Origin of the sequence: Microbispora hainanensis, from assembly GCF_036186745.1 — a bacterium.
Lineage (GTDB): Bacteria > Actinomycetota > Actinomycetes > Streptosporangiales > Streptosporangiaceae > Microbispora.
This window is the reverse complement of sequence record NZ_CP108086.1, coordinates 4,175,580-4,200,870: the sequence shown is the minus strand read 5'-3', so window position 1 is coordinate 4,200,870 and position 25,291 is coordinate 4,175,580. Positions and strand designations below refer to the sequence as shown.

24 protein-coding genes are annotated in these 25,291 nt (G+C 70.1%); 9 read left to right on the top strand and 15 right to left on the bottom strand.

Annotated elements, in window-relative coordinates:
- The gene (locus tag OHB01_RS19700; RefSeq protein ID WP_168066700.1) at window positions 1–1,200 is read right to left on the bottom strand and encodes an ISAs1 family transposase; all 1,200 of its coding nucleotides are present in this window, start codon (window positions 1,198–1,200) and stop codon (window positions 1–3) included.
- Window positions 1,201–1,475: 275 nt separating this feature from the next.
- Window positions 1,476–1,988: a hypothetical protein gene (locus OHB01_RS19695; protein WP_142647169.1), complete on the bottom strand. Its 513-nt coding sequence runs from the start codon at window positions 1,986–1,988 to the stop codon at window positions 1,476–1,478.
- A gap of 459 nt (window positions 1,989–2,447) precedes the next feature.
- Between OHB01_RS19695 and OHB01_RS19690 the strand changes: the two genes are divergently transcribed.
- The 3 genes from OHB01_RS19690 (at window position 2,448) to OHB01_RS19680 (ending at window position 6,826) form a co-directional block, all read left to right on the top strand.
- Window positions 2,448–4,127 (top strand): asparagine synthetase B family protein, encoded by a 1,680-nt coding sequence (locus OHB01_RS19690; protein ID WP_142647170.1) that lies wholly within the window; start codon window positions 2,448–2,450, stop codon window positions 4,125–4,127.
- 217 nt (window positions 4,128–4,344) lie between these two features.
- Window positions 4,345–6,075, top strand: a complete 1,731-nt coding sequence (treS, locus tag OHB01_RS19685; RefSeq protein ID WP_142647171.1) for a maltose alpha-D-glucosyltransferase — start codon at window positions 4,345–4,347, stop codon at window positions 6,073–6,075.
- A gap of 169 nt (window positions 6,076–6,244) precedes the next feature.
- Window positions 6,245–6,826, top strand: coding sequence for a superoxide dismutase family protein (locus OHB01_RS19680; protein WP_142647172.1), 582 nt, complete (start codon window positions 6,245–6,247; stop codon window positions 6,824–6,826).
- Between the two features lie 169 nt (window positions 6,827–6,995).
- Here the strand turns inward: OHB01_RS19680 and OHB01_RS19675 are convergent, their stop codons facing one another.
- The 3 genes from OHB01_RS19675 to OHB01_RS19665 form a co-directional block, all read right to left on the bottom strand.
- Window positions 6,996–9,269, bottom strand: a complete 2,274-nt coding sequence (locus OHB01_RS19675) for an FtsX-like permease family protein (protein WP_142647173.1) — start codon at window positions 9,267–9,269, stop codon at window positions 6,996–6,998.
- Between the two features lie 85 nt (window positions 9,270–9,354).
- Window positions 9,355–10,104 (bottom strand): ABC transporter ATP-binding protein, encoded by a 750-nt coding sequence (locus OHB01_RS19670; RefSeq protein WP_142647174.1) that lies wholly within the window; start codon window positions 10,102–10,104, stop codon window positions 9,355–9,357.
- A gap of 147 nt (window positions 10,105–10,251) precedes the next feature.
- The gene (locus OHB01_RS19665) at window positions 10,252–10,758 is read right to left on the bottom strand and encodes a PadR family transcriptional regulator (protein ID WP_142647175.1); all 507 of its coding nucleotides are present in this window, start codon (window positions 10,756–10,758) and stop codon (window positions 10,252–10,254) included.
- Between the two features lie 136 nt (window positions 10,759–10,894).
- Between OHB01_RS19665 and OHB01_RS19660 the strand changes: the two genes are divergently transcribed.
- From OHB01_RS19660 to OHB01_RS19635, 6 genes are all read left to right on the top strand, one after another.
- A complete protein-coding gene (locus OHB01_RS19660) occupies window positions 10,895–12,157 on the top strand; it encodes an ABC transporter substrate-binding protein (RefSeq protein WP_142647176.1) in 1,263 nt (420 codons plus the stop codon).
- 2 nt (window positions 12,158–12,159) lie between these two features.
- Window positions 12,160–13,485, top strand: coding sequence for an ABC transporter substrate-binding protein (locus OHB01_RS19655; protein ID WP_142647177.1), 1,326 nt, complete (start codon window positions 12,160–12,162; stop codon window positions 13,483–13,485).
- A gap of 13 nt (window positions 13,486–13,498) precedes the next feature.
- On the top strand, window positions 13,499–15,127 hold the full coding sequence (locus OHB01_RS19650) for an ABC transporter permease subunit (protein ID WP_312845731.1): 1,629 nt from the start codon (window positions 13,499–13,501) through the stop codon (window positions 15,125–15,127).
- Window positions 15,124–16,011 carry a carbohydrate ABC transporter permease gene (locus OHB01_RS19645; RefSeq protein WP_142647179.1) on the top strand — a complete coding sequence of 296 codons (888 nt, stop codon included), beginning with the start codon at window positions 15,124–15,126 and terminating at the stop codon, window positions 16,009–16,011. The genes OHB01_RS19650 and OHB01_RS19645 overlap by 4 nt, the downstream gene beginning before the upstream one ends.
- A 184-nt stretch (window positions 16,012–16,195) precedes the next feature.
- The gene (locus OHB01_RS19640) at window positions 16,196–16,876 is read left to right on the top strand and encodes a uracil-DNA glycosylase (protein WP_142647180.1); all 681 of its coding nucleotides are present in this window, start codon (window positions 16,196–16,198) and stop codon (window positions 16,874–16,876) included.
- A gap of 24 nt (window positions 16,877–16,900) precedes the next feature.
- Window positions 16,901–17,245, top strand: a complete 345-nt coding sequence (locus OHB01_RS19635; RefSeq protein WP_142647181.1) for a hypothetical protein — start codon at window positions 16,901–16,903, stop codon at window positions 17,243–17,245.
- 435 nt (window positions 17,246–17,680) lie between these two features.
- Here the strand turns inward: OHB01_RS19635 and OHB01_RS19630 are convergent, their stop codons facing one another.
- The 10 genes from OHB01_RS19630 to OHB01_RS19585 all read right to left on the bottom strand — a co-directional run bounded on the left by OHB01_RS19630 (window position 17,681) and on the right by OHB01_RS19585 (window position 25,279).
- Window positions 17,681–18,223, bottom strand: a complete 543-nt coding sequence (locus OHB01_RS19630) for an MOSC domain-containing protein (protein ID WP_142647182.1) — start codon at window positions 18,221–18,223, stop codon at window positions 17,681–17,683.
- Between the two features lie 426 nt (window positions 18,224–18,649).
- The gene (locus tag OHB01_RS19625) at window positions 18,650–19,591 is read right to left on the bottom strand and encodes a hypothetical protein (RefSeq protein ID WP_142647184.1); all 942 of its coding nucleotides are present in this window, start codon (window positions 19,589–19,591) and stop codon (window positions 18,650–18,652) included.
- A 58-nt stretch (window positions 19,592–19,649) separates the two neighbouring features.
- Window positions 19,650–19,832, bottom strand: coding sequence for a hypothetical protein (locus tag OHB01_RS19620; protein ID WP_142647185.1), 183 nt, complete (start codon window positions 19,830–19,832; stop codon window positions 19,650–19,652).
- A gap of 89 nt (window positions 19,833–19,921) precedes the next feature.
- Complete coding sequence (locus tag OHB01_RS19615; protein WP_142647186.1) at window positions 19,922–20,998, bottom strand: hypothetical protein; 1,077 nt, start codon at window positions 20,996–20,998, stop codon at window positions 19,922–19,924.
- Between the two features lie 258 nt (window positions 20,999–21,256).
- Entirely contained in the window at window positions 21,257–21,712 is a 456-nt protein-coding gene (locus tag OHB01_RS19610; protein ID WP_142647187.1) for an NUDIX domain-containing protein, read from the bottom strand.
- A 39-nt stretch (window positions 21,713–21,751) separates the two neighbouring features.
- Window positions 21,752–22,528 carry a 23S ribosomal RNA methyltransferase Erm gene (gene erm / locus OHB01_RS19605; RefSeq protein ID WP_142647188.1) on the bottom strand — a complete coding sequence of 259 codons (777 nt, stop codon included), beginning with the start codon at window positions 22,526–22,528 and terminating at the stop codon, window positions 21,752–21,754.
- Window positions 22,529–22,760: 232 nt separating this feature from the next.
- Entirely contained in the window at window positions 22,761–22,952 is a 192-nt protein-coding gene (locus OHB01_RS19600; RefSeq protein WP_205830110.1) for an MMPL family transporter, read from the bottom strand.
- Window positions 22,913–23,482 carry an MMPL family transporter gene (locus OHB01_RS19595; RefSeq protein WP_205830111.1) on the bottom strand — a complete coding sequence of 190 codons (570 nt, stop codon included), beginning with the start codon at window positions 23,480–23,482 and terminating at the stop codon, window positions 22,913–22,915. The genes OHB01_RS19600 and OHB01_RS19595 overlap by 40 nt, the downstream gene beginning before the upstream one ends.
- An 88-nt stretch (window positions 23,483–23,570) precedes the next feature.
- Entirely contained in the window at window positions 23,571–24,530 is a 960-nt protein-coding gene (locus tag OHB01_RS19590) for a GNAT family N-acetyltransferase (protein ID WP_260617207.1), read from the bottom strand.
- 266 nt (window positions 24,531–24,796) lie between these two features.
- Window positions 24,797–25,279, bottom strand: a complete 483-nt coding sequence (locus OHB01_RS19585) for a hypothetical protein (protein WP_142647189.1) — start codon at window positions 25,277–25,279, stop codon at window positions 24,797–24,799.
- Window positions 25,280–25,291: the final 12 nt, after the last annotated feature.

The following is a 25,291-nucleotide window of genomic DNA, read 5'->3' as shown; positions in this document are numbered from 1 at the left end:
TCAGGTTGTGAGACCGAGTAGCTGAAGTGCATCGGTGGGGTGGCTGCGGTAGTGGTCGGTGGCGGCGGCGATGTTGGTCCAGCCGATCAGGCGGGCCAGGCCGATGGCCAGATTGCGGAGGCTCGCCATGATCCGGGGTGCGGCCCCGGTCCTCATCGTGCAGGCGTCTTCGCGGTAGGTGACGTCTCGGATGTGGTGCAGGGCTTCGATGCTCCAGTGGCCGCGGATCAGTCCGGCGAGGTGGGCATGGGTGATCTGGCCGGGGTGCAGGCTGGTGATGGCGTAGATGGTGACGATGGTGGTCTTCCCGGTGGCGTTGTTGGTGCGGCGTCGTTTGACCTGGATGGCCTGGGCGGCGTGGGGGAAGGGCAGGCCTGGGCGGACGGTGCAGATCTTCATGCGGCGGATCTCGCGGCGTCCGTGCCGGGTCTCGTCGGTGCGGTCGTTGAGGATGGCCTCGCGCCAGGGCAGGGCCTTGAGCCGGCGCAGCAGGGTGGGCTGGTTGCCCTTGACGATGAACACGTAGTGCCCTCCGGCCGCGACGATCTGCCTGGCGTGCTCGTGCTGGGTGTGCAGGGCGTCGGCGGTGATGACCACGCTGGTGAGGTCGAGCCCGGACAGCAGGGGCGTGAACGCGGGGATCTCGTTGCTTTTGGCTGCGACCTGGGCTTGAGCCATCACCGTCTGGGTGTCGTGGCGGGTGGCGGCCAGCAGGTGGGTCACACGGTCGCCGGTGCGGCTGCCGCGCAGGGTTTTGCCGTCCACGGCCAGGCCGAGTAGCGCTGTTCTGCCGTTCGTGCCGTTCGTGCCGTTCGTGCCGGTCGCTGGTGGCGCGGCGGCCAGCCTGGCCAGGTAGGCGCAGGTCGCAGCGTCGAAGTCGTCGCCGTCCAGGCGGGCCAGCAGCCGTCCCAGGGTGGAGGCGGCCAGCCGTACGGGGCCCGGGAGACCGATCCGGGCGCGTAGCTCGGGATCGTATCCGGCGATGAACCGGGTGATCTTCGCCAGGGAAGTCGCTCCGCCGAGCACGGCGAGCAGGGCTAACGCGAGCAGCGGGCCGAGTCGGTAGCGGCGCCCGCGGCGGCTGCGAGGGTCCGGTATGGCATCCAGCACCTCGGCAAGGGTGGGCAGGTCGGACAGCGGATCGCAGATGGTGACGCGCTCCAGGTGGCGGGAGAGCACGTCGATCGGGGATGATGGCACGCGAACGCGACCCCTGTTCTTGATCGACTGGCTAGACACCGACGATCATGAGGGGTCGCGTTTGTCATCTCCGCACCGGGGCGCCCTCAACTACCCGTCCGTCCCAGGGCTGCGCCCATCTCACCAGCCGAGAACGCTTGGGCCCTGGCCCTGTGGCAGGTTTGAGGCTGGATAGAACGCCACAACAACGTTTTGCCCGATATTTGAGAACAGTCGCCCGGATAGACCACGCCGAGCCGCCTACGAACCGTCCATGATGGCCCCATGACCATCACTCAGGGCCACGTGTGCTCCAACACAGCGACGAGTATCGTCGCCGACGGTCCCGACTGCTTCCGGACACGAGTGGCGACCTCCTTCACCCTGTAGTCATCGAAACCTACTTGTGCCAGGTAAGCATCGAGAGGCGACAGGGTCAGATAAGCCTCTAATTCATCCGACTCGAGATGAATCGCATCAGGAGTCCGGTCATTCTCCACTTTCCAACCCCGAGAGACCAAGAGATCGGCGCGACGCTCTAGAGCATCTGACATGTTCATCCCATCGACAGCCAGGAAAAGATACCTCCTCGAGATCATGTAGTCGGATTGCGTACGCTGCGCCGTCGCCTCCCCCATCTGCCGCCCGATCCCCTGAACTTGGCGCACCGCCCTCTCGTCCACAATGAGTGGCCTGCCAGCCCAAGAGGATGCGACAAGATTCACCAATAGCGCCGCGAGGATCAGCAGCGCAAGGGGAATCATAAACAGGAGCAGAGCCTTTCTCAGCCGCCTGCCGGCCACTGCCATGCCTCCATCTTCTTACGCCACGGCTGCGCCGCATGGCTCGTCACACTCCAGACACACTCGCGTGAGCGGGGAGAACGCCCTCTCTACGCAACATCGTCGTCACACTCGAAGCACGATGGAGCAGCCCCGCAAAACAAAATTTCGCAGGCAAAGATTGGCAAACGTGCAGAAACGTATAACACCGCCGAGCCAAAGATCAAGGGATGCGTCTATATTTTGTTCAGATACGCGCTCGCATGCGGAATTACACACTCCGTCACCACGGAGCGCGATGATGACCGCCCCCGCAAGAAATAAAAAGAACTTCCGTCGGGGTCATCAGGTAAAAACACCTCCCGCAACAGCTTTTGTGACGGCCCGCTATCTGACCGCGACCTCGCCTGCCGCAGGGGCTGGCTCCGGTCCCCCTGCCGGCCCCGAGGTCCGTAGACTCGGCTGGGGTTCAAGGGAGGGCAAACCGTGCGCAAGGGTGAGTGGCCGCGATTCCAGGCCAGGCCGTACGTCTGCGGGGCCATCGGGCCCTTCGAGCAGGCGACGCTCGACCTGCTGGCACGGTCGGGGCCGGCCGTGCAGGCCGTGCACTCCGCGCCGGAGGCCGCGCTGCTCACGTCGGCCCCCCTGGCGCCGTACGCCACGGGAGCCCGGACGACCGCGTACGCGTGGGGCGGCCGGCAGCCCGAGACCGGGGGCGAGCCCCGGGCGAACGCCTGGCTGCGGGTCGCGGAGACCTACGAGACCCCGGGCCTGGTGGACGAGCCCGACGCGGTGAGCCTGCACACGGGCGGTCTCGGCCTGATCGACGTCTACTACCTCCAGGACGGCGACGCCGTCTACTTCTCCTCGCTGATCGAGCCGCTGCTCGCGCTGGCCCGGCGGCCGTACGAGGTGAACTGGGAGGCATGGGCGGCGATCCTCATGCTCACCTATCCGCTCCTCGAGGACACGCCCTACCGCCAGATCCGGCGCCTGCCCGGCGCGACCGCGCTGACCTGGTCGCGTCGCGAGCGCAGGCTGAGGGTGGACCGGCGGGCCCCGCGCTGGGTGCGGGAGGAGCCGGTCGACCGGGGCGTGACCGGCGGCGACCTGGTCGCGCTGCTGCACGACGCGCTCAAGCCGTACGAGCGGGTGCTGGTGCCGGTGAGCGGCGGGTATGACTCGCGGCTCCTGGCCAGCGTGGCGGTGGCCAGGAAGATGGACATCGAGTCGTGGACCACCAGCCCCGACGACGGGCTGGACAACGACATCGACTTCGCCCGCTACATCACCCGTGAGCTGGGCGTCCCCCACCGGATCATGCCGCAGGACCCGGCCGCCTATCCGCAGGAGGCGCTGTGGGCGGCCCGGCGCCTGGAGTTCCTCACCAGCCACCACGCGTGGTACTCCCCCTTCGCCCGCGAGGTGCACGGCGCGGGCCGGGCGCTGGTGGACGGCCTGGCGGGCGGCCCGCTGATGAAGAACTTCCTCATCACGGCGGACGCCGTCGGCGCGGGGACGGGCGCGTCCCGCCGCGATGCGCTGTTGAAGGCGCTGTCGACCGGCGACGCCCACATCCCGGTGCTCGGCGAGGCCGCCGCCGCGTGGATGGACGACCGGGTCCGTACGGCGTTCACCCGGGCGACCTCCATGCTGCACGGGCACCGGGCCGAGCTGCCGCTGAGCGTGCTGCACACCCGGACCGTGCGCGGCATCGCCCGGTCGCCGATCAACCTCGTCGGCCCCGAGGCGACCCCGGTCTTCCCGTTCCTGCACCCGGAGTTCTTCGACGCGGCGCTGTCGGTGCCGGTCGTCCGCAAGGAGGGCGGGAAGTTCTACCGGGAGGTCCTGCGGGCCGCCAACCCTCGGGTGGCGGCGCTGCCCTCGACCAACACCCCGCTGCTGCCGAACCGCCGGGTGCCGCTGCGCTCGAACGGGCCGGTCGCCCGCGAGTGGAACCACCGGATGCTGGTCAGGGCCGCGCAGATCCCCGGGCTGATGTCGCCCCAGATGCTGGACGCGATCGCCGGCGGGCCGGACGCGCTGACCGCCTTCGGGTCGTGGAACTCGCGGTTCTGGCTGCGGGCGCTGGTGGCGTTCGGGGCGTGGCTGGCCGACTACGAGGACGTGCTCGGCGACCTCACTCCGCCCTGGTCCGCGGCGTAGGCCGGCAGTCCGCACAGTTGTGGAGCGCGGCTGTGCGGTAGCTCTGCGTGATCACCTGGAAACAGGTAAAAACTGCATGTCAAACCGGCGTCAGCCTTTTCGGTCAGACCACTTCTGGTGGTAGTTTTGGTCAAATAGAGCCAAACATCATGGCGAGAGCTTCAAAAGCTCGGGTGTGACCTGACAACACGCTCCTCCTTCCTCAAGCGAGAACCAGATGAACGCTGCTGCGCCCTGCCCTGACTCGGCTTCCGGGTCATTCGGCGCCACCACCGGCGATCTCCCGGAGATCACCGACTTCACCTCACAGGACCCCCGCTGGTACAAGCGCGCGGTCTTCTACGAGGTACTGGTCCGCGGCTTCAAGGACTCCAACGGCGACGGCACCGGCGACCTGCGCGGGCTGATCGAGAAGCTCGACTACCTCAAGTGGCTCGGGGTCGACTGCCTCTGGCTGCTGCCGCTGTACCAGTCCCCGCTCAAGGACGGCGGCTATGACATCTCGGACTACCTCAAGATCCTTCCGGAGTTCGGCGACCTCGGCGACTTCGTGAAGCTGATCGAGGCCGCGCACGAGCGCGGCCTGCGGGTCATCACCGACCTCGTGATGAACCACACCAGCGACCAGCACCCCTGGTTCCAGGCGTCCCGCAGCGACCCGGACGGCCCGTACGGAGACTTCTACGTCTGGTCGGACGACCCGAACAAATACTCGGGCGTCCCCATCGTCTTCGTCGGCTCCGAGGAGTCGAACTGGACGTACGACCCGGTGCGCAAGCAGTACTACTGGCACCGGTTCTTCCACCACCAGCCCGACCTGAACTACGACAACCCGGACGTCCAGAACGCGATGATGGAGGTCATCCGCTTCTGGCTCGACCTCGGTGTGGACGGGTTCCGGCTGGACGCGGTGCCCTACCTGTTCGAGCGCGAGGGCACCTCCTGCGCCGGGCTGCCGGAGACGCACGCCTACCTCAAGAAGGTCCGCGCCGAGGTCGACCGGCTCTACCCCGACCGGGTGCTGCTCGCCGAGGCCAACGGCTGGCCGGAGGACGTCGTCGAATACTTCGGCGACCCCACCACGGGCGGCGACGAGTGCCACATGGCCTTCCACTTCCCGCTGATGCCGCGCATCTTCATGGCCGTACGCCGGCAGAGCCGCGAGCCGATCTCCGAGATCATGTCGCGTACCCCCAAGCTGCCGGAAAGCGCCCAGTGGGGCATCTTCCTCCGCAACCACGACGAGCTGACGCTCGAGACCGTGACGGAGGAAGAGCGCGACTACATGCACAAGGAGTACGCCAAGGACCCGCGCATGCGCGCCTACCTCGGCATCCGGCGGCGCCTGGCGCCCCTGCTGGAGAACGACAGGGACCAGATCGAGCTGTTCACCGCGCTGCTGCTCAGCATGCCGGGCTCGCCGGTCATGTACTACGGCGACGAGATCGGCATGGGCGACAACATCTGGCTGGAGGACCGTGACTCGGTCCGTACGCCGATGCAGTGGACCCCGGACCGCAACGCCGGGTTCTCCGAGGCCGACCCCGGCCGGCTCTACCTGCCGGTGGTCATGGACCCCGTGTACGGCTACCAGTCGGTCAACGTCGAGGCGCAGACCAAGAGCGAGTCGTCGCTGCTCCACTTCACCCGGCGGATGCTGCAGATCAGGCGGGAGCACCCGATCTTCGGCACCGGCAGCTACACCGAGCTGTGGTCGCCGAACCCGAGCGTGCTGACCTTCCTGCGGGAGGAGGGCGACGACGTGGTCCTGTGCGTCAACAACCTGTCGCGCTTCGCCCAGCCGGTCGAGCTCGACCTGCGGCGCTTCGCCGGGGTGACGCCCGTCGAGTGCCGGGGCGGCGTCCCCTTCCCGACGGTCGGCGAGCTGCCGTACCTGCTCACGCTGCCGGGCTACGGCTTCTACTGGCTGTCCCTGCGCAGGTCCTGATCCGGCCGGCGTGGCAAAGAGCCCCGTCCCGGGCCCTTCCACGGGCCTTGGACGGGGCGTCGTCGTGTTCACGGCAGACTTGACGCCGCCTTGGCCCACCCCTTTCGCCCGATGTGCCTACCGTGACGTGAACGGGCGGATTTCTCGCATCGGCGAGAGGGGGAGCCTCATGCTCCGGCACACCTACCTGTCCTTGGCCGCCGCGGTGGTCGCGGGCGCGGCCGTCTCCGGGGCCGCCACGGCACAGGCGCCGATGGTGCCGCGCGACGTCGACGCCACCGCGACTCTCACGAACGCGCAGGGGCAGAACGTCGGGACGGTCCAGGTGGAGAACGACGAGAACGGCGGGACCGAGGTGAAGATCAGGGTCACGGCCCTGCCGCCCGGGTTCCACGGCATGCACATCCACGACAAGGCCGTCTGCGACCCGAACGCGAAGGACCCGGCGACCGGCAGCCCCTTCTCCAGCGCGGGCTCGCATCTCGGCTCGGGCTCCCATCCCGGGCACGCGGGTGACCTGCCCGATCTCCTGGTCCGCGGCGACGGCGTCGGGCAGGCCTCGTACGTCACCGACCGGTTCACGGTGGAGGACCTGCTGAGCGGCGACGGCAGCTCGATCATCATCCATGCCAAACCGGACAACCACGCGAACATCCCCGGCCGCTACAGCCGTTCAGGGCCCGACGCCGAGACACTCAAGGCCGGCGACTCGGGCGGCCGGATCGCCTGCGGCGTGTTCAGGAGAGACTGACCGGCGCGTCCTCAAGAGGACCGAGCGACGTTCCGAGGCGGGATCGAGTGGCCTTTCGGGAGCGGCTGAACGGCGTTTCAGCAGCGGTGCGCGGCGTCATCAGGAATGGCCGGGCAGCCGGGGGGGGCGGGGAAGACCGGCGGACGTCCGGGGCGAGTTCGCCGGTCCTTCAGCGGGCGGTGACGGGCACCTGCGCCCGCGCCGCCCGCCTGGCGGGGATCAGCGCCACCAGCAACGCCGCGCCGATCGCGATGAGCAGGGCGGCCGCGAGCATGCCGGGCGTGGGGGCGCGGCCGATGCCGGCGCCGACGCCGCTGCCGCGGCCCTCCAGGTCGATCAGCCACCGTGACCAGAACGCCCCAGCCGCGGCCCCCAGCACGACCCCCACCGCCGCGGGCAGGCCGGTGGCGGTCACCAGCGTGGCCATCACCTGGCGTGGGGTCAGCCCCATCGCCTTGAGCACGGCCAGGTCGAGGACGTGGTCGCGCAGCCCGAGCGCGCTCGCCGTCAACAGGCTGGCCAGCCCGATCAGGGCCAGCACGGCGACCAGCGCGATGATGATCACCCGGATGACCGCGAGCCGGTCGGCCGGGTTCACGGCCTGGGCCACCTCAAGCCCCTGCCCCTGCAGGCGTGCCCTCACCTGGGCCGCGTCGGCGCCGGGTCGCAGCACGAGTGCGTAGAACTGGGGCGGCTCCGCGTCCTTGGCCGCCAGGCTGTCCAACCCCAGCGACAGCACCTCGCCGTCCTGCTCCGGCTCGACAACGCGGCCCACGATCCGGACGATGAGCGGCGTGCCGCCGATCGTCACGCGGACCCGGTCGCCGATCTGCACGCCGAGGAGGTCGAGCAGGCCCTGCCCGGCGACCGCCTCGCCCCGGTCGGCGAACATCCGGCCCTCGACGACGGGGAAGGGGTAGGGGTCGGAGGACAGGCCGAGCGCCCTGGTCCGCACGGTCCTGGTCTGCCAGGGGACGAGCGCGTCGAGCTCGGCGCCCGGATAGGCCGCGACCACGTCCGGGTCGGCCATCGCGCGCTGGCGCGCCTCCTCGGCGGTCAGCTCGGCCGGCCGTACGGTCAGGGCCGCCGCCTGGCCCACGCTCTCCGGGTGGCGGATGAAGTCGTCCAGGGTCGTCCAGCAACCGAGCCCGATCGTGATCATCATCATCGGGATGGCGATGCCGCACAGCGTGAGCGCGGCGGGCGTCCTGCGGGTGAAGGCGTCCCTCGCGCCGAGGACGAGCGCGGGCGGCAGCCGTACGAGCAGGGCGACCCGGGCCAGCCGCGACAGGTGCCCGCGCGGCGGCGCCGCCGGGGCGGCCGGGATCGGCGGGGTGCGCCCGCCGCGCCAGGCCGGGATCAGCACCGCGGCCAGCACCGTCAGCGACGTCCCCACGAGGATCGCGGACAGCGGTCCGGCCGACAACGGGACGACGACCGACTCCCCCATGGCGTACGTCGTGATCAGCCGGGCGACGAGCGCACCGGCGGCGATGCCGAGCAAGCCGAGCGTGCCGTGCTCGATGACGAGCATCCGCACCACCTGGCCGCGAGTGAACCCGAGCGACTTGAGCGTGGCGATGTCGCGCAACTGCATCAGCACCCGGCCTCCGGCGGCGTTGGCGAGCGCCAGCGCGGCGGCGACCAGGCCCGCGACGCCGAACAGCGCGAGCAGCAGGCCGAGCAGCCGGTTGTCGAGCTCCATGGAGGCCCGCACCTCGCGCCAGGTCGTCACCCGCTGCACCTGGTTGCGCATCGTGAAGACGGCCCGCTGGACGACGAGATCGGTGGTGGCGGGGTCGGCGAGGCGGAGCCCGGTCACGGTCTCGGTGCGGCCGGGGGCGGGCTCGACCACGTTCAGCGTCTGCGCGAGCGTCCAGGCCAGGCCCGGGGTCCACTCCGGATAGAACCCCTGGTCGCCGCTTTCCGCCAGCCCGGCGACGGTCAGATTGTGGGTCGCACCGTTCAGTCCGGTGACGGTGAACGGGCTGCCCGGCCGCAGGCCGAGAGCGCGGGCGAACGACCGCTCGACGACCACGGCGTTCGGGGTGCGTACGTCGAGCCAGCGGCCCTCGCGCAGGAGCGGGCGGGCCACGGCGGGGAAGGCCGCCGGCGTCTCCTGCAAGGTGATCGGCACCCGGCGGCCATGCGCGACCAGCGTGGCGGGCGCGCTGCGGTAGGGCCCGGCGATGTCGGTCACGCCCTTCAACTGGCGCAGCGCTGACACGTCGGGCACGTCCTTGCTGTGGATCCAGATGTGCGCGCTGTTGCTGCGCTGGAACAGGCCGCGCCAGGGATTGGTGCCGTCCTCGAGCAGCGTGGCGGCGATGATCAGCGCGGTGACGATCCCCGCCACCGCGAGGACCGTGAGCGCCGCCTGGCCCCGGCGCGCCCGCAGGTCCGCGCGGATCCAGCGCAGCTCCGCGGTCCTCGTCGTGATCACGCGGCCCCCTCGCGCCGAGCCGGGCACTGCCGGCTCTTCGGGCTCTGCGGAGGGGTCACCGGGAAGGCATGGCGGCGGGACGGATTCAACTGCGCAGCTCCACGACGTCGCCGGCCGCTCCCAGAGGGCGCCGGCGCGACTTCGGGATCGCGCCGTCGTCGACGATCTGGCCGTCCAGCAGGCTGACGACGCGGTCGGCCATGCTCGCCACCCGCGCGTCATGGGTGACCAGCACGATCGTCTGGCCCTGCCCGTGCACCTGGCCGAGCAGGCGCAGCACGTCGCGGGTGTTGCGGCTGTCGAGGTTGCCGGTCGGCTCGTCGGCCAGCAGCAGCCGGGGCTGGTTCGCGAGCGCGCGGGCCAGCGCGACCCGCTGCTGCTCGCCACCGCTGAGCTGCGCCGGCGACGCCCCGGCGCGGTCGGCCAGGCCGAGCTCGCCCAGGAGATACTCGCGCCGTTCCCTGGCCTGCCGGGGCGAGACGCCGCCCAGCAGCGCGGGCAGCTCGACGTTGTCGGCCACGGTCATGTTCGCGACCAGGTTGAAGAACTGGAAGACGAAGCCGATCTTCTGCCGGCGCAGCACCGCCCACCCGCTCTCGGAGAGCGTGTCGGCCCGGCTGCCGTCCAGCCAGATCTCGCCGCTCGTTCTCGTGTCCAGGCCGCCGATCATATGGATCAAGGTGGACTTGCCCGACCCGGACGGGCCCATGACCGCGACGAACTCTCCCGCCTCGACGGTCAGATCGACCCCGCGTACGGCGTGCACCGGCAGCCCGCCGGTCTGGTAGATCTTCACCAGGTTGACGGCCCGTACGACGGGCGCCTCGGCACTCATTCCGCCTCCTCGCCGTGCGGCTTGGGGCCACATAAGTCCAGGGCGCTGCGCCTGTCGGTTCGCTCGCTCATGCCGCCCCCTCGCCTGACGGCTCGGGGTCGCATTCGCGAAACGCCCTGTGCCTATCGATTCGCTCGCTCCGCTCGCTCATGGCAGTTCCTCCTGGCAGCGTTCGAGCCAGTCGAGGTCGGCCTGCAGGTGGAGCATGGCTCCCTCGATGAGCAGCAGCGCGACGCGGTTGGCCGGATCGGTGCGCTCGGCCAGCTCGCGGAGATCTCGCATGAGCGAAAGGTAGTGCCGTCGCTGCCGGTTCACCAACGCCATGCGGTCGGAGAGCCCGGTCATGGGAGCCAGCACGAGCTTCATGAAGAACTCGTCACGCACCCGGGGGCCCTCGGTGGGCTCCTCGACCCAGTTCTCCAGTGCTTCCCTGCCGCTGGCGGTGATGTAGTAGACCTTCTTGTTCGGCCGGTTGGCCTGCTCGACGTCGACCGACCGGACATGCCCGTCCTTCTCCAGCCGGCCCAGGGTCACGTAGATCTGGCCGATGTTGGGCGACGGGTAGGCGCCTCCGAAGATCGTTTCGAGCGCCTGTTTCAGCTCGTATCCGTGGGCAGGTTCCTTCGCAAGGAGCGCCAGCAGCGACTGCCGCACGCGCCCACCCCCCCAGCCGTATCGAGCAGTTATCGGAGCGTTACGAGCTCATCCGTTGACGCTCACATTATCGCTATGCATAACATGCATGCACTTACCTAACACGTATGTAACCGGCTTTTCATACGGAGGCCACATGGTTCGCCGAGCTCTCGCCGCCCTGGCCGTCTTCCTGGCGGCCGGCTGCGCAGGGCTCGCCGACACCGGCGCCCAGTCGACGGTGGGCAGCGACGGCACCGGGCCGATCACACTGGCGATCGGCAGGGACACCACCGCCTACCTCCGCCCGCTGCTGGACCGGTGGAACCAGACGCACCCGGACGAGCCGGTGTCGCTGCTCGAACTGCCCGAGGCGGCCGACGAGCAGCGCGCACAGATGGTGGCCAACCTGCAGGCGCACAACGACGTCTACGACGTGCTCGCGCTCGACGTGATGTGGACGGCGGAGTTCGCCGACGCCGGCTGGATCGTACCGCTCGACCGCAGCCTGTTCCCCCTGGACAAGCTGCTCAAGGGCGTCGCCGACACCGCCATCTACCGGGACAGGCTGTGGGCCGCGCCCTACACCAGCAACGCCGGCCTGCTCTACTACCGGTCCGACATCCTGAAAAAGGAGCACCTGAAGCCGCCCAAGACCTGGGCGGAGCTGCGCGACCAGGCCTCCCGCCTGAGCGCGAAGTATCACATCGGTGGATATGCCGGGCAGTTCCTGCCGTACGAGGGGCTGACCGTCAACTTCGCCGAGGCCGTCCAGTCGGCGGGCGGGTCGATCCTCAGCCCGGACGCCCGCAAGGTCACGATGGACCTCGGCAGCGCACGAGCCGCGCTCGACTTCCTCGTCGGCGGAATCAAGGAGGGGTGGATCCCCCGCGAGGCGCTGACGTACAAGGAAGAGGAGTCGCGGCTCGCCTTCCAGGAGGGGCGGCTGCTGTTCGCCCGCAACTGGCCCCACGCGTACGGACCGGCCGCCCACTCGAAGCTGGCCGGGAAGTTCTCGGTGGCCCGGCTGCCCGGCCTGAACGGGCCGGGGTCGAGCTCACTGGGCGGCTACAACCTCGCCATCAGCGCCTTCTCGAAGCGGCAGAAGTCGGCGCTCGACTTCATCCGCTACTTCACCGGCCTCGACAACGAGCGGCTCGTGCTCACCGAGGGCTCGTTCCCGCCGGTGTGGGCGGAGCTGTACGACGACCCGGAGCTCATCAGGCGGTTCCCCTATCTGCCCGCGCTCAAGGAGGCGATCGTCTCGGCCCGGCCGAGGCCGGTCACCGCCGACTACAACCAGATCAGCCTGCTGATCTCCAGCGCCGTCTCCGGCGCGCTCACCCTCGCAAAACCCGTAGACGAGACCGTCGCCGACCTGAAACAGGGACTCGGCGAGGTCATCCAGTTCGGAGGATAGATATGCGGAAACTTCCCCCCATCATGGTCGCGTGCCTCGCTCTCGCCGCCGCGGCCGCGTGCGGCAGCGACTCCGGCAGCGAGCCCGCCGCCTCGGGCAGCGCCCCGGCCGCCGACAGCGCCGCGGCCAAGCCCCTGGAGGGTGTGAAGGTCGAGGTCGCCGCCAAGTGGACCGGCGACGAGCAGGCCAACTTCGAGAAGGTGCTCAAGGCGTTCGAGGAGAAGACCGGCGCCACGGTCACCTACGCGTCCACCGGTGAGGACACCGGCGCCTACCTCGGCCCCCGCATCCAGGGCGGCAACCCTCCGGACGTCGCGATCCTGCCGCAGCCGGGCCTGGTGCAGCAGTACGCCGACGAGAACGCGCTCAAGCCGCTGGCCCCCGAGGTGCAGGCGCAGATCGACCAGAACTACACCCCCTACTGGAAGGAGCTCGGCTCCGCCAAGGGCCAGGTGTACGGCGTGCTCGTCAAGGCCGCGCACAAGTCGCTCGTCTGGTATCGCCAGTCGGCCTTCGACGACGCCGGCGCGCAGCCCGCGTCCACCTGGGACGACCTGATCAAGAACGCCCAGACGCTGTCCGACTCCGGCGTCCCGCCGTTCGCGCTGTGCGCCGCCTCCGGCTGGACGCTGACCGACCTGTTCGAGAACGTCTACCTGTCCACCGCGGGCCCGGAGAACTACGACAAGCTCGCCAAGCACGAGATCCCGTGGACCGACGCCACGGTCGCGACCGCCCTTGAGAAGATGGCGCAGATCTTCGGCAAGAAGGAGTTCATGCTCGGCGGCTCGTCCGGTGCGCTGCAGACCGACTTCCCGACCTGCGTCACCCAGGTGTACGCCCAGAAGAAGGCCGCGATGGTCATCGAGGCCGACTTCGTCGCCGCCTCCCTCGGCCAGTCGGGCGCCAAGGTCGGCGAGGAAGCCAACATCATGCCGTTCCCGAAGGCCGGCGACACCGCTCCGGTCGTCCTCGGCGGTGACGTCGCGGTCGTGATGAAGGACAACAAGGGCGCGCAGGCGCTGGTGGAGTATCTCGCGTCCAAGGAGGGCGGCGAGGTCTGGGCCAAGCAGCCCGGCTACCTGTCCCCCAACCGCAACGTCTCCCCCGACAACTACCCCGACGAGCTGACCAAGCAGCTCGCCCAGACGATCATCTCGGCTGGCGAGTCGGTGCGGTATGACATGTCCGACCTCGCCCCCAGCGCCTTCGGCGGCACCGACGGCAAGGGCGAGTGGAAGGACCTGCAGGACTTCCTCCGCAACCCCTCCGACGTGAAGGGCGCACAGGAGAAGCTCGAGGCGGACGCCGCCAAGGCCTTCAAGTAAAGGAAGTACGGCCGTGACCGATCGGTTGGACGGCCAGCAGGCCACCGGCGACGGAGAAGCCGTCGCCGGGGCCTCCTCCGGCCCGCGCGAACCCCTCGCAGATCCTTCCTCCGACTCCCCCCAGGCGGGAGCGGCCCACTCCGATGCCGGGGCCGACACCCCGGCCGCCTCGGAATCCCTGACCGTTTCCGAGTCCCCTGCCGATTCCGGCTCCAGTGCCGGTTCCGGTGCCGAGCCCGTTTCCGCTGCCGGTTCCGGTGAGCCGGCGGCGGGTCCGGCCGCGGCGGGGTCCGCGACGGCGGCCCCGCCCGGCGCGGTCGCCACGGCGGGCACGGCGGCGGGCACGGCGCAGGCGTCCCCGCGCCTCGGCCCGCCGCCGAGACTCGCGGTGATGTTCCTGCTGCCGGCGGCGCTGCTGCTCGCCGCGTGGATGATCTATCCGGTCGTCTACTCCATCTGGCGCAGCCTCTTCGACGCCACCGGCGACCGCTTCGTCGGACTGGGCAACTACGTCTCGATCTTCACCGACTCCTCGACGCTCACCACGATCAGGAACAACATCATCTGGGTCGTGGTGGCCCCGATCATCGTCACCGCGCTCGGCCTGGTCTTCGCGGTGCTCACCGAGCGCATCAAGTGGTCGACGGCGTTCAAGCTCGTGCTGTTCATGCCGATGGCCGTCTCGCTGCTCGCCGCCGGGGTCATCTTCCGCCTCGTGTACGAGCAGGACCCCGACAAGGGCGTCGCCAACGCCATCATCACGACCGTCCACGACGCCTTCTCCACCAGCGCGAGCTACCCCGGAGCCCGGCCGCGGGAGAACGACCAGGCGCCCGCGGTCGTGCAGGACGGCGCCGTGGTGACAAGGCAGGAGGCGCAGGCGGGCACCCCGGTGCTGATCCCGCTCGTCGGCCTGACCCAGGACGCCGTGAAGGACGCCGCACCGGCCAAGGCCGCCCCCGGCGGCGACGGCCTGAGCGGCACCGTCTGGCTCGACGTCGTCCGCGGCGGCGGAGGCACGCTGAACCAGATCGACCCGCAGGAGAAGGGCCTCGGCGGCATCACGGTCGAGGCGGTCTCCGGCGGCGCGGTCAAGGCGACGACCGAGACGGCCGCCGACGGCACGTTCCGCTTCTCCGGTCTCCAGGCCGGTTCCTATGTCGTACGGCTGCCGCAGTCGAACTTCACGGCGCCCTTCAACGGGCTCACCTGGCTGGGGCCGTCGCTGATCACTCCCGCGATCATCGGCGCGTACATCTGGGTGTGGGCCGGATTCGCGATGGTGCTGATCGCGGCCGGGTTGTCGGCGATCCCCCGTGACGCCCTGGAGGCGGCCAGGATCGACGGCGCGACCGAGTGGCAGGTGTTCCGCCGGATCACCGTGCCGCTGCTGTCGCCGGTGCTGCTCGTCGTCTTCGTCACCATGATCATCAATGTGCTGAAGGTCTTCGACCTGGTGTTCATCATCGCCCCCGGCTCGGTGCAGCCGCAGGCCAACGTGATCGCGCTGGAGATGTGGCGCGTGTCGTTCGGCGGCGGCGGCAACCAGGGCCTGGGAAGCGCGCTGTCGATCTTCCTGCTCGTGCTGGTGGTGCCGTTCATGATCTTCAACATCCGCCGGTTCAGGAGGGACGAGGGATGACGACCCTGGCCGAACCCCGGCACGCGCAGCCGATCCAGCGCAACGTGGTCGCACGGGTGGTCGACCGCCTCGGCGGCGGCCTGGTCCAGGTCTTCATGATCCTGGTCGCGCTCTTCTGGCTGCTCCCCACCCTGGGGCTCCTCGTGGTCTCGCTGCGCGGCGAGACCGACAACAACTCCTCCGGCTGGTGGACGCTGTTCACCAAGCCCGCGCAGCTCACGTTCGACAACTACTCGAGCCTGCTCGCGTCGGGCTTCGGCTCGTCGTTCTGGAACACCGTGCTCATCACGGTGCCGGCGACGCTGCTGGTGATCGGCATCGCGGCCATGGCGGCGTACGCGTTCGCCTGGATCGAGTTCCCCGGCAGGGACCTGGTGTTCCTCGTGGTCATCGCCCTGCTGGTCGTCCCGGTGCAGATCGCGCTGATCCCCATCGCCAAGCTGTACGGAGCCCTCGGGATCTTCGGCTCGATCCTCGGGGTCGTGCTGTTCCATGTGGCGTTCGGTCTGCCGTTCGCCATCTTCCTGCTGCGCAACTTCTTCGTGGGCATTCCGCGCGAGCTGCTCGAAGCGGCGAGGATGGACGGCGCGCCGGAGTGGCGGATCTTCGCCACCGTGGTGTTCCCGCTGGCCAAGCCCGCGATCGCGTCGCTCGGCATCTTCCAGTTCCTGTGGGTGTGGAACGACCTGCTCGTCGCGCTGGTGTTCGCCGACACCGAGAACCAGCCGATGACGAAGGCACTGCAATCCCAGATGCGGCAGTTCGGCACGAACGTGGACATCCTCGCGCCGGGCGCGTTCCTGTCGCTCATCATCCCGCTGGTGCTGTTCTTCGCCTTCCAGCGGTATTTCGTGCAGGGCATGCTCGCGGGCTCGGTCAAGTGACCGGCCGGAGGCCCCGGATCGTCCCGGGGCCTCCGGCATCACCGCGGTCACCACGGGAAATGTCCCGTGTGTGGTGCACCGTACAGAAAGGGGGTCGGATGCCCGCTTTACGGGGGTAAGCGGGCATCCGATCTTTCCGCTGCCGGGCCGTACGGGGGCCGAAAAGCCGATAGAGTGCGCGGACATGTCAGGACGTCCGTTGCACGAACTCGTGGAAGCCGGGTGGGCCGAGGCCCTCGCACCCGTGGCCGGGCGGATCGCCGCCATGGGCGACTTCCTCAGGCAGGAGATCGCGGAAGGCCGCCAGTACCTCCCGGCGGGGAACAACGTCCTCCGCGCGTTCCAGCAGCCGCTGAGCGAGGTCCGGGTGCTGATCGTCGGTCAGGATCCGTACCCCACCCCCGGACACCCCGTCGGGCTGAGCTTCTCCGTGGCCCCCGACGTACGGCCGCTTCCGGGCAGCCTGGTCAACATCTTCAAGGAGTACATGGCCGATCTCGGCCACCCCACCCCGCCCTCGAACGGCGACCTCACCCCGTGGACCGAGCAGGGCGTGCTCCTGCTCAACAGGGTGCTCACGGTGATGCCGGGCAAGCCCGCCTCCCACCGGGGCAAGGGCTGGGAAGAGGTGACCGAGCAGGCCATCAAGGCGCTGGTCGCGCGGGGCGGGCCGCTCGTTGCGATCCTGTGGGGCCGCGACGCCCGCAACCTGCGGCCGATGCTGGGCGACGTGCCGTGCATCGAGTCGGCCCACCCCAGCCCGCTGTCGGCGCGCAGCGGGTTCTTCGGCTCCCGTCCGTTCAGCCGGGCAAACGCCCTGCTGGAGCAGCAGGGCGCGGCGCCGGTCGAGTGGAAACTGCCGTAACGGCTAGCCGATAGGATCACCACCATGAGCGATGGAACGGACACCGGTCGCTACCTGCGGCTCACCGTCGACCTGGTGGTCGAGGTCCTCGATGTCGACGCGCTGCAGGCAGCGGCGCTCGCCGAGATCCGCGACCCCCAGGCCGAGCTGAACGACGCCGAGCGGCAGGAACAGATCGAGCTGGTCAACTCCGACGAGACGGGCGCGGCCGCCCTGCAGTGGCTGATCGAGCCCGACCACGTGCTGGGCCTGGTCGAGCACGTCGCCGAGGTCGAGCCGCGCGAGGCGATGCTCGGCGTGGAGCCGTCGGAGGGCGTCCTGGAGGACGAGGACGACCACGACCACGACGAGCCGGGCCACACCCACTGATTCCCGTCCGCTGAGGCCGGTCTGCTGCGGCCGGTCTGCTGCGGCCGGTCTGCTGAGGCCGGTCTGCTGAGGCCGGTCTGCTGTGGCCGGCCGCATCCACCTCAAGCCGGGTCTGCTGAGGCCGGGCCACACCCACTGATACCCGCCCACTGAGACCCGTCCGCTGCGGCCGGTCCAGATCTGCTGAGACCGGCCCATGGGAGGGCGTCGGGCCGGCCGCCTGCCGGGCCGACGCTTCCGCGCCGGCCCCTTACCCGGCCGAATGACGACCACGGGTAAGCGTCACAAAGCCTCAGGCATTCGGGATGAAACGGCGAAAACCATCACAGGACCGCGGGTAAGCCACATCGTCGCGGCCATGCGTGACGGGATCGAGGTAAGTGCCACACGGCCGCGGGCAGGCGTCAGGGGACCGCGGGCAGGCGCCAGCGCCGCTCACACCGGCCGAAGAGGCTCGTGCGGTCCGGCCGGAGGCTCCACGTAGATAGGGTCGCCGGGCCGGACCTCGCCGCCCTCGATGACGATGCCCATGACCCCCGCCTTGCGCACCAGATTGCCCTCTTCATCCCGATCCAGCACGGCCTTCATCAACCCGTCCTGGAAACCGTTGAGCTGCGCGCACGGGTTGCGCAGGCCCGTCACCTCGACGACGGCGGTCTCGCCGAGGCGCAGCCGTGTCCCCGTGGGCAACGCGAGCAGATCGACACCCCTGGTGGTGACGTTCTCCCCCATGTCCCCCTCCCGTACGGCGAAGCCCGCCTCGCGCAGTTCGTCGTGCAACTCCGCGTGCACCAGGTGCACCTGGCGCAGGTTCGGCTGGCTGGGATCACGGGCGACCCGCGACCGGTGCTTCACGGTCACTCCGGCGTGGGCGTCGCCCTCGACACCGAGGCCGGCCAGCAGCCGGATCGACTCCAGAGGGGTCTTGCTGAAGGTGTGGGTGGCGCTGCGGCTTACCGCTATCACTCTGCTCGTCATGTCTTCTCCTCTTAGGGCAACGGCTCCATTCCGTGCACGAAGGTGAGAAGACGGCAAGTGGATATTCGTCACACGGGGCCTGCTCGCCGACCCGCGCGACGCGTTGACCAGCGGAAAGAGGCCGGCGATCTCTATAGCGCCGGGCACCCCGCCGTCCCGTGCACGCGCGTGCCGTCAGGAGCGGTACGCGTGGCGCCCCGGACGTCAGACGCCGGGCGTCGGGCGTCGAACGTCGGGCGTCGAACGTCGAACGTCGAACGTCGGGCGTCGGGCGTCGGGCGTCGGGCGTCGGCGAGCAGCATCAGCGCGAACAGCCCGGCAGACCCGGATCCGCTCATGTCGGCCACGGCGCGAAGCGTGCGGCGCCGCCCGAGGACGCGCACCTCCGCCGAAGACTTCTTCGACAGCCTGGCCGGGCGGAACGGGTCAGGAGCTCAGGACCTCCTCACGCCGCCGGGCGAGGGAGTCCTGCTGACGGGTGAGCTCACCGCAGCGAACGGACACCTGGGCGACCATGGCCGCGACCCACTCGGCCACCTCGCGGACGGCCTCCGCCGTACGGGCGATCCGCTGGTGCTTGATGGCGTCGGTGATGATGTTGTCGAAGAAGACGTCGGCGAACCAGCGGGTGTCCACCTTCGGCAACCGGGGTGCGGCGACGACGCCGATGTCGGCCAGCTCGCGGGAGAACCGATCGAGAGCGCCCTGCGCGTGCCACGCCGCCTCGTCGGCCTGACGCAGGTGTCCGTGCTCGACCATGTCGGCGAAGCCGCCGCTGCTGAACATGTCCCATGTCGAGGCGCCGCGGGCGCCGCTCAGGTGCCGCAGGACGTAGCCGACCGCCTGGCCCGCGGCGGCTCCGGCCTGCTGCGCCTCCTGGTGCTCGCGCAGGTCGGCGCTGACGTTCGCCAGCCGGGCGGCGATGTCGGCCAGCTCCCGCCCGCGCGGGTCCCCGGACTCGACCAGCATCCGTTCCTTGCGGGCGAGCAGCACCTCCAGCTCCTGATGCGGGTTGCCGAGCTCCGCGAGGGCCTGGTCGGTGGTCCGCAAATCGCCGGCGAGCCACTCCAGGCGGGTGCGCTGACCGGTGACCCGCTGGCGGGCCGCCGCCGCCTCGGCCCGTTCTCGTGCCAGGCGTTCTTCCTTGTCGCCGGTCAGTCCCGCCAGGAAGGCGGCGAAGCCGCCCTGTTCCAGCTTGGCGACGTCGCGATCCTCCTTGGCGAGCTGCCGCTCCAGATCGGCGAGCATGCCACGCACCTCCTCGATCTGCGTCAGGAGAGTGGCACGCTGCCGGGTGAGCTGGTCGCGGCGTCGGGCACGATCCCGCGCGTCCCGTATCTCGTCATCTATGGCAGCGAAAAGGGTCACACCTTACAGACGTCCCATGGTGGTCCAAACGTTCCCGCGCCGCCGCCTGATCACCTGGTCAGGGGACCAGCCGATCGTTCCAGTGGTCCCGCGCGGCCCTGCCCAGCCCCATCGTGCCGATGGTCCCGCGCGGCCCTGCCCCAGCCCCCATCGTGCCGATGGTCCCGCGCGGCCCTGCCCCAGCCCCCATCGTGCCGATGGTCCTGCCGGCCTCCAGCCCCATCGGTGCCGGTGATCCCACGCCCCCTCCCCCGGCTCGTGTGCCGTACGCCTGACTTGTGCGCTGGACGCCACGCCCCCTGCCCCCGGCACGCCGCCCGGGCAGGCGGTTCAGGCGACCAGCAGCCCCGCGGTGTGGTGCGGGTGAGGGTTCCCGCCGTGACCGCCCGGCAGGCCGAGCTTGAGGCACGAGCGCGCGGCGGCGGCCGGTGTGAGACGCACGCGCAGGAGCCCGTTCTCCTCGTGCACGGTGCCGGGCTCGGCCTCGTGCTCGGCGTTCGCCATGCGGCCGCTCTCCCGATCCGGCCGACCCGCCCACACAACGAGCCGCCCACGCAACCCCTCGGACATGCCGGGCTCAGCCCCGTGCTCGGTGCCGGGGACCTGGGCGGAGCTGTCTGGCCCCGCTCCGCCGGACAGCACGGCGTAGTCGATGCCCGCCATCCGGAGGCGGCGGGCGACGGCGCGGCAGGGCGGCGGCGTTTCGGTCTGCCACCGGGAGCCGGAGGACAGCCAGGCGAAGTGACCCGCGAGCAGCGACTCTGCCACGGCCCGCAGGACGGTCACCGCACACAGGCTGTGCGCGCAGGCGAGGCCGGTCAACGCGATCTCCGGCAGGCCGAAACGCCGCAGGCCGCGCGAGATCGTGACCAGGCACGAGCAACCCCCGCCGGCATCGGCTCCCACGGGTGCGGCAGTGCCGAGGCCGAGGACACAGGCGTGCTCCTCGTCGGCGCACGACACCCTCCAGCCCAGCCAGTCGTCGCCGAGGTCGAAGTCGCGCCGTTCCCCCGGGCACTCGGCGCAGTGGTAGACGGCCGCTCCGGTGAGCGGGTCGTACAACACGCCGTGGTAGGCCTCCGCGATGCCGCGCGCGGCCGCCCGGGCGACCTGGGCGGCCTCGGGTTGTTCCTCGACGGGTGCGGTGCTCGTCACCACCACATGGTGGCGGGCCCGTCTCACCCGTTTGAGGTCCTCGGTGCTCAGGTCCATGCGCCGCCACGGGGAGCGCGTCGACCGGAACGCCTCCAGCCTCAGCCGTGGCGTGCCGAGCGCGTCCCTGGCGGCGCGCCGGTGTGACGGCCCCATCCGCCAGGGGACGATCGACGTGAGATCGGTCGGCGTGCGGTCCGTGACGACGACGAAGACCGACGAGGTCTGCGCGGGCACGGGATAGGTGATTCGCATGGCTCCTCCTCCGCGACGTGCTGCATCTACAACCGCCGAAGCGGCCGCGGGAAGTGCCGTAGGAGCAGACGGCCCCGCGCCTGCCGCTCCCCGCACTGCCGCAGGTCCACAGCCTGCGCGAAACCACCGTCGCCCGGCCCGGCCGAACGCCATTCTGTGGATAGTCGGCGAACAGAACGGGCGAATCTCCGTGCCGCATCACCCCTATCCACAGGTCGCCGGTCGACCAACCTGTCCGGCGACCGTCCGATCGGCCCTCTAACCGGCCCTGCCCGAGATCAGGAGCCGATGGGCCTCCAACGTCCCCTCCGGCAGGTCGTCGGGCGCGCACCACCGGGCCTCCAGGATCTCCCTGGGGTCGAGCTTCATCGTGCCGCCCACGAACTCGGCCTCGTACGCCGCCACCTCGACCCGCAGCCGGTAGCCGCTCCTGAGCTGGACGAGCTCGCCGACGCGCACGGTCAGACCGGTCTCTTCACGCACCTCCCGGACGACCGTGTCCTGGAACGTCTCCCTCTTCTTGGCGCTGCCGGTGGGCAACCCCCATTGCCGGCCTTCCGGCCACAACCGGTGCCGGAGCAACAGAACCCGCCCGTCTCCGTCGCGAACGATCCCCGTGACGCCGATCATGAACTTCGCCTGCGACATCCACAGCAGCCGCCACTGCAATGAGCCGCCGATGCTCCGCCACAGCCGGGCGACCAGATCGTTCACGTGATTCCTTTCGTCCACGATGCGGGGAAAAGGACATCATCACAGGCCTGGCCGCCGGTTCCGCGCCACTTCCCGCCAGAGGGACGCCCACTGATCGGCGGTCAGGTCCTTGGGCAGCGCGTTGGGCGCCACCCCGGCCTCACGCGCCCAGGCGCGTACGGCCCGGCGGTCCAGGCATCCGGTGCGTTCGAGGATCTCCGCGAGGCCGCGCCCTCGGCCGGTGAAGACCCGGCGTACGAGGTCCTGGTAGGGCTCCCGCTCATCGACGAGAGGTGCGGCCCTGCGCGTCATGGTGAGCAGCCCGCCGTCGACCGAGGGGGTGGGCCGGAACGAACGGGCGGGCACCCGCGCATGCACCTCGAACGCGTACCACGGCCACCAGGCGGCGGTCAGCATGCTGGCGCCGCCGACGCCGGCCCGCCGCCGGGCGACCTCCCACTGCACCAGCAGCACCGACGTTCTCCAGCCGGACGCCGCGAGGAGCCGCCGCATGATCGAGGTCGTGAGATGGAACGGCAGGTTTCCGACGACCACGTGAGGATGCCGGGGAAACCGGAACCGCAGGATGTCGGCGGCGACGACGGTGACGTTGGCCGGGACGCGCCGGGCCAGCCGGCGTGCCCGCCCGGGATCGACCTCGACGGCCGTCACCGGCCTGCCGTACCGGCTGAGGGGAAGCGTGAGCGCGCCGTCGCCCGCGCCGACCTCGACGATCGGGCCGGTCGTCCCGGCGACGAGGTCCCCTATGCGTGCGACCACCATGCGGTCGACGAGGAAGTTCTGGCCGAGCTCGTGCCGTCCGCCCTGATGAACCATGAAAGTGCTCCGCGAGTGCGCGATCGGAGCCGGGCAGCACGAAGCGCCGCACCGGCGAGGACACCGATGGCGGCGGAGCCGTACGAAAGGAAGGGATCCGCCGCTATGAGCGGCGGATCCTCGTGAAGCATGCGAAGCAGCCCATGAGCGTCACCCTAGCGAGGACGACGGCGGGACCCGCAAACCATTTTCCGCGCGTGTCCTCCGCCGTTCCCGGCGCCCGAGGACGGTGTCAGTCGTGCGCGACCGACGGAAGCCTGCGAAGAAACCGCACCTCCCGCCAGGCCGGACGGCCGAGGAGGGCCAGGAGCCCCGGCCGCAGCAGGCCCCGGACGACGGTCGCGTCCAGCAGGATCGCCACCGCCAGGCCGCCTCCGAGCTGCTTCATCTCCAGCGTCGAGAGGGTCGCGAGGAGGGCGAACACCGCAACCATGATGACGGCGGCGCTGGTGACGACCCCGCGGCCCTGACGATGCCGCTCCGGACGGCGTCCTTGACCCCCTCGCCCCTGACGACCGCCTCGCGAATCCGGCTGAGCACGAACACGTGGTAGTCCATGGACAGGCCGAACAGGACGACGAAGAGGATCAACGGGATCCACGAGACGACGGCGCCGTTCGACTGGAATCCCAGGACAGGCTCGGCCCAGTCATTCTGGAAGACGAGCACGAGGATGCAGTAGGCCGCCGCCACGGAGATCAGGTTGAGCAGGCCGGTGACCAGGGTGACGAGGATTGAGCGGAACGCGACCAGCATGACCACGAGGCACAGCAGGACGACGAACCCGACGACGTGGGGCGGCCGCTCCTCCTGCACGCTGGCGTGCCAGCCGAGAATCCGCCCGTGTCGTGTCGCGTACGACATCACCGTGCCGCGCGACGCCTCGATCACGGGCCTCGTCGCCGACGGCACGATGACGGTCTCCGGTGTGGACGGTCGTGTGCGGGTGAGCACGCCGCGCGGCGACGCTCCGTGAAGGGCGCCCTGAGGGGTCCCCGGAGGCCCCCGGACCCGGTGAGCGCCGGGGTCCGGGGGTGACGAACTACTGGGACTCGCCTTCGCTCCAGGTCATGTCGATACGCCGCCCGATGACCTCGTATCCGGCACGGAGGAACGCCTGGGCCATCGGGACGTTCCCGACATCCGTGGCGGCGCGGACACGCGGGACGTCCTGCTCCGCGAGGATCCGCGTCCCCTCGGCCAGCAGGTCGTCGATGTAGCCCTTGCCGCGGTGCGCGGGCACGACCCCGATGTACGCGATCATCGCGTTGTAGGAGTTGCGCGCCGGGATGACGAATCCCACGGGTTCGCCTTCGGGTGATGTGCCGATCCGCCACCATTCCCGTGGGCTCGGATAGTGGGCGAGCTCGTCGTCGTAGTGCAGGGCCGCGGCCTGCTCGGCGGGCATGCGGACGAGGTCGGCGCGGCTGTGGGCGTCGAGCGTGCCGTCGAGGACGAGGGTCATCAGCGCGACCAGCTCCTCCCTCCCGGACACGGGGCGGAAGGCCAGCCGGCCGCTCGGCGGTGCGATGGGCGCGCCCGGACGCCACTCCAGCCGCAGCCGTTCGACGAGCGGCCGGGCACCGGTTCGCTCCAGTACGGCGATGCGGCCCTCGACCGCACGCCTCGCCTCCGCGTCGTCGCGCCACCGCGGGGGGACGTACGCGTTGTGCTCCGGTGGGCGAACCCCGGCGGGCAGCACCGCGGCGCTCGCGGTCTCGAACAGCCGGACCCCGGCGTCGATGCTCGCCGGTGCGGGCGTGGCGTCGTCGAGATCGAGGATGTCCAGCAGCTCCGGCGGCTCGCCCGCACGCGGGGCCCACCAGGACAACCGTGCGACGAGGTGGTCGCCGCGCAACGCCATCCACATCCACTCGGGCCGCCGCCGACCGGCGGCGAGGTCGTCGTCCAGCTCGTCGTTCAGTACGTAGGGCAGACGGCGGAAAAGGTCGAGTTCCGAACGCCCCGCGATGGGGCGAATGATCAGGTTTTCGGGGTTCACTGCACTTCCTCGGGTGAGGTGCGCCGCTCGCGCCCAGGGGTCAGCGTCCGGCCACACCCCGGGAAGGAACCGGCACGACGTTTTCGGTGTACATCGGCTCGTCCCTCCTCTCGTCCTCGAAGGTCCGCCTGTTCTATCGGACCTGCCGTCCGGCCCGCCAATCATTTTCGGCCGGCCCGAAAGCCGCACGTGAGAGGGGCCGCCCGGCGCAGGCCGGGCGGCCCCCACAAGCCGGCCTCACCGGGCCGTGGTGCGGACGTCCGGAATCAGCCGCAGTTGCCCCATCCGCTGCGACCGCCGCTCGCGACCTCGCCGTTGATGCGGGTGTCGGCGATCGTGCCCGAGTATTTGACACACAGGCCCTTGGCGTACAGCTTGATCGGACCGGCGTAGTACTTGTACTTCCCGCTGTCGCTCTTGTGCGCGGTGGTCACCGGCTCGTCGCGGTGGCGCCTGACCTGCGTCACCAGGGTCGCGGACGTCCGGGTGGCCGTGCCGGCGTACGACGACTTGATGGTGACGACGCAGTTCTGCCCGGTCTTGCGGTTGTAGAGCAGGTAGACCCGCCCGAAGACCCGCCCCGAAGGGGTCTTCACCGCCCGGCTGCCGTCATCGCTGACCCGGCCGAAGCCGGAGCCGCACACGCCCTCGGGGGTGTAGCCGGCGGAGATCGCGTATGCCGGGTTGGCGACGAGCCCTCCGACGGCCAGCGCCGCAGCGACGACGACCGTACTCGCGGACCTGCGCATACGTTGTCCTTT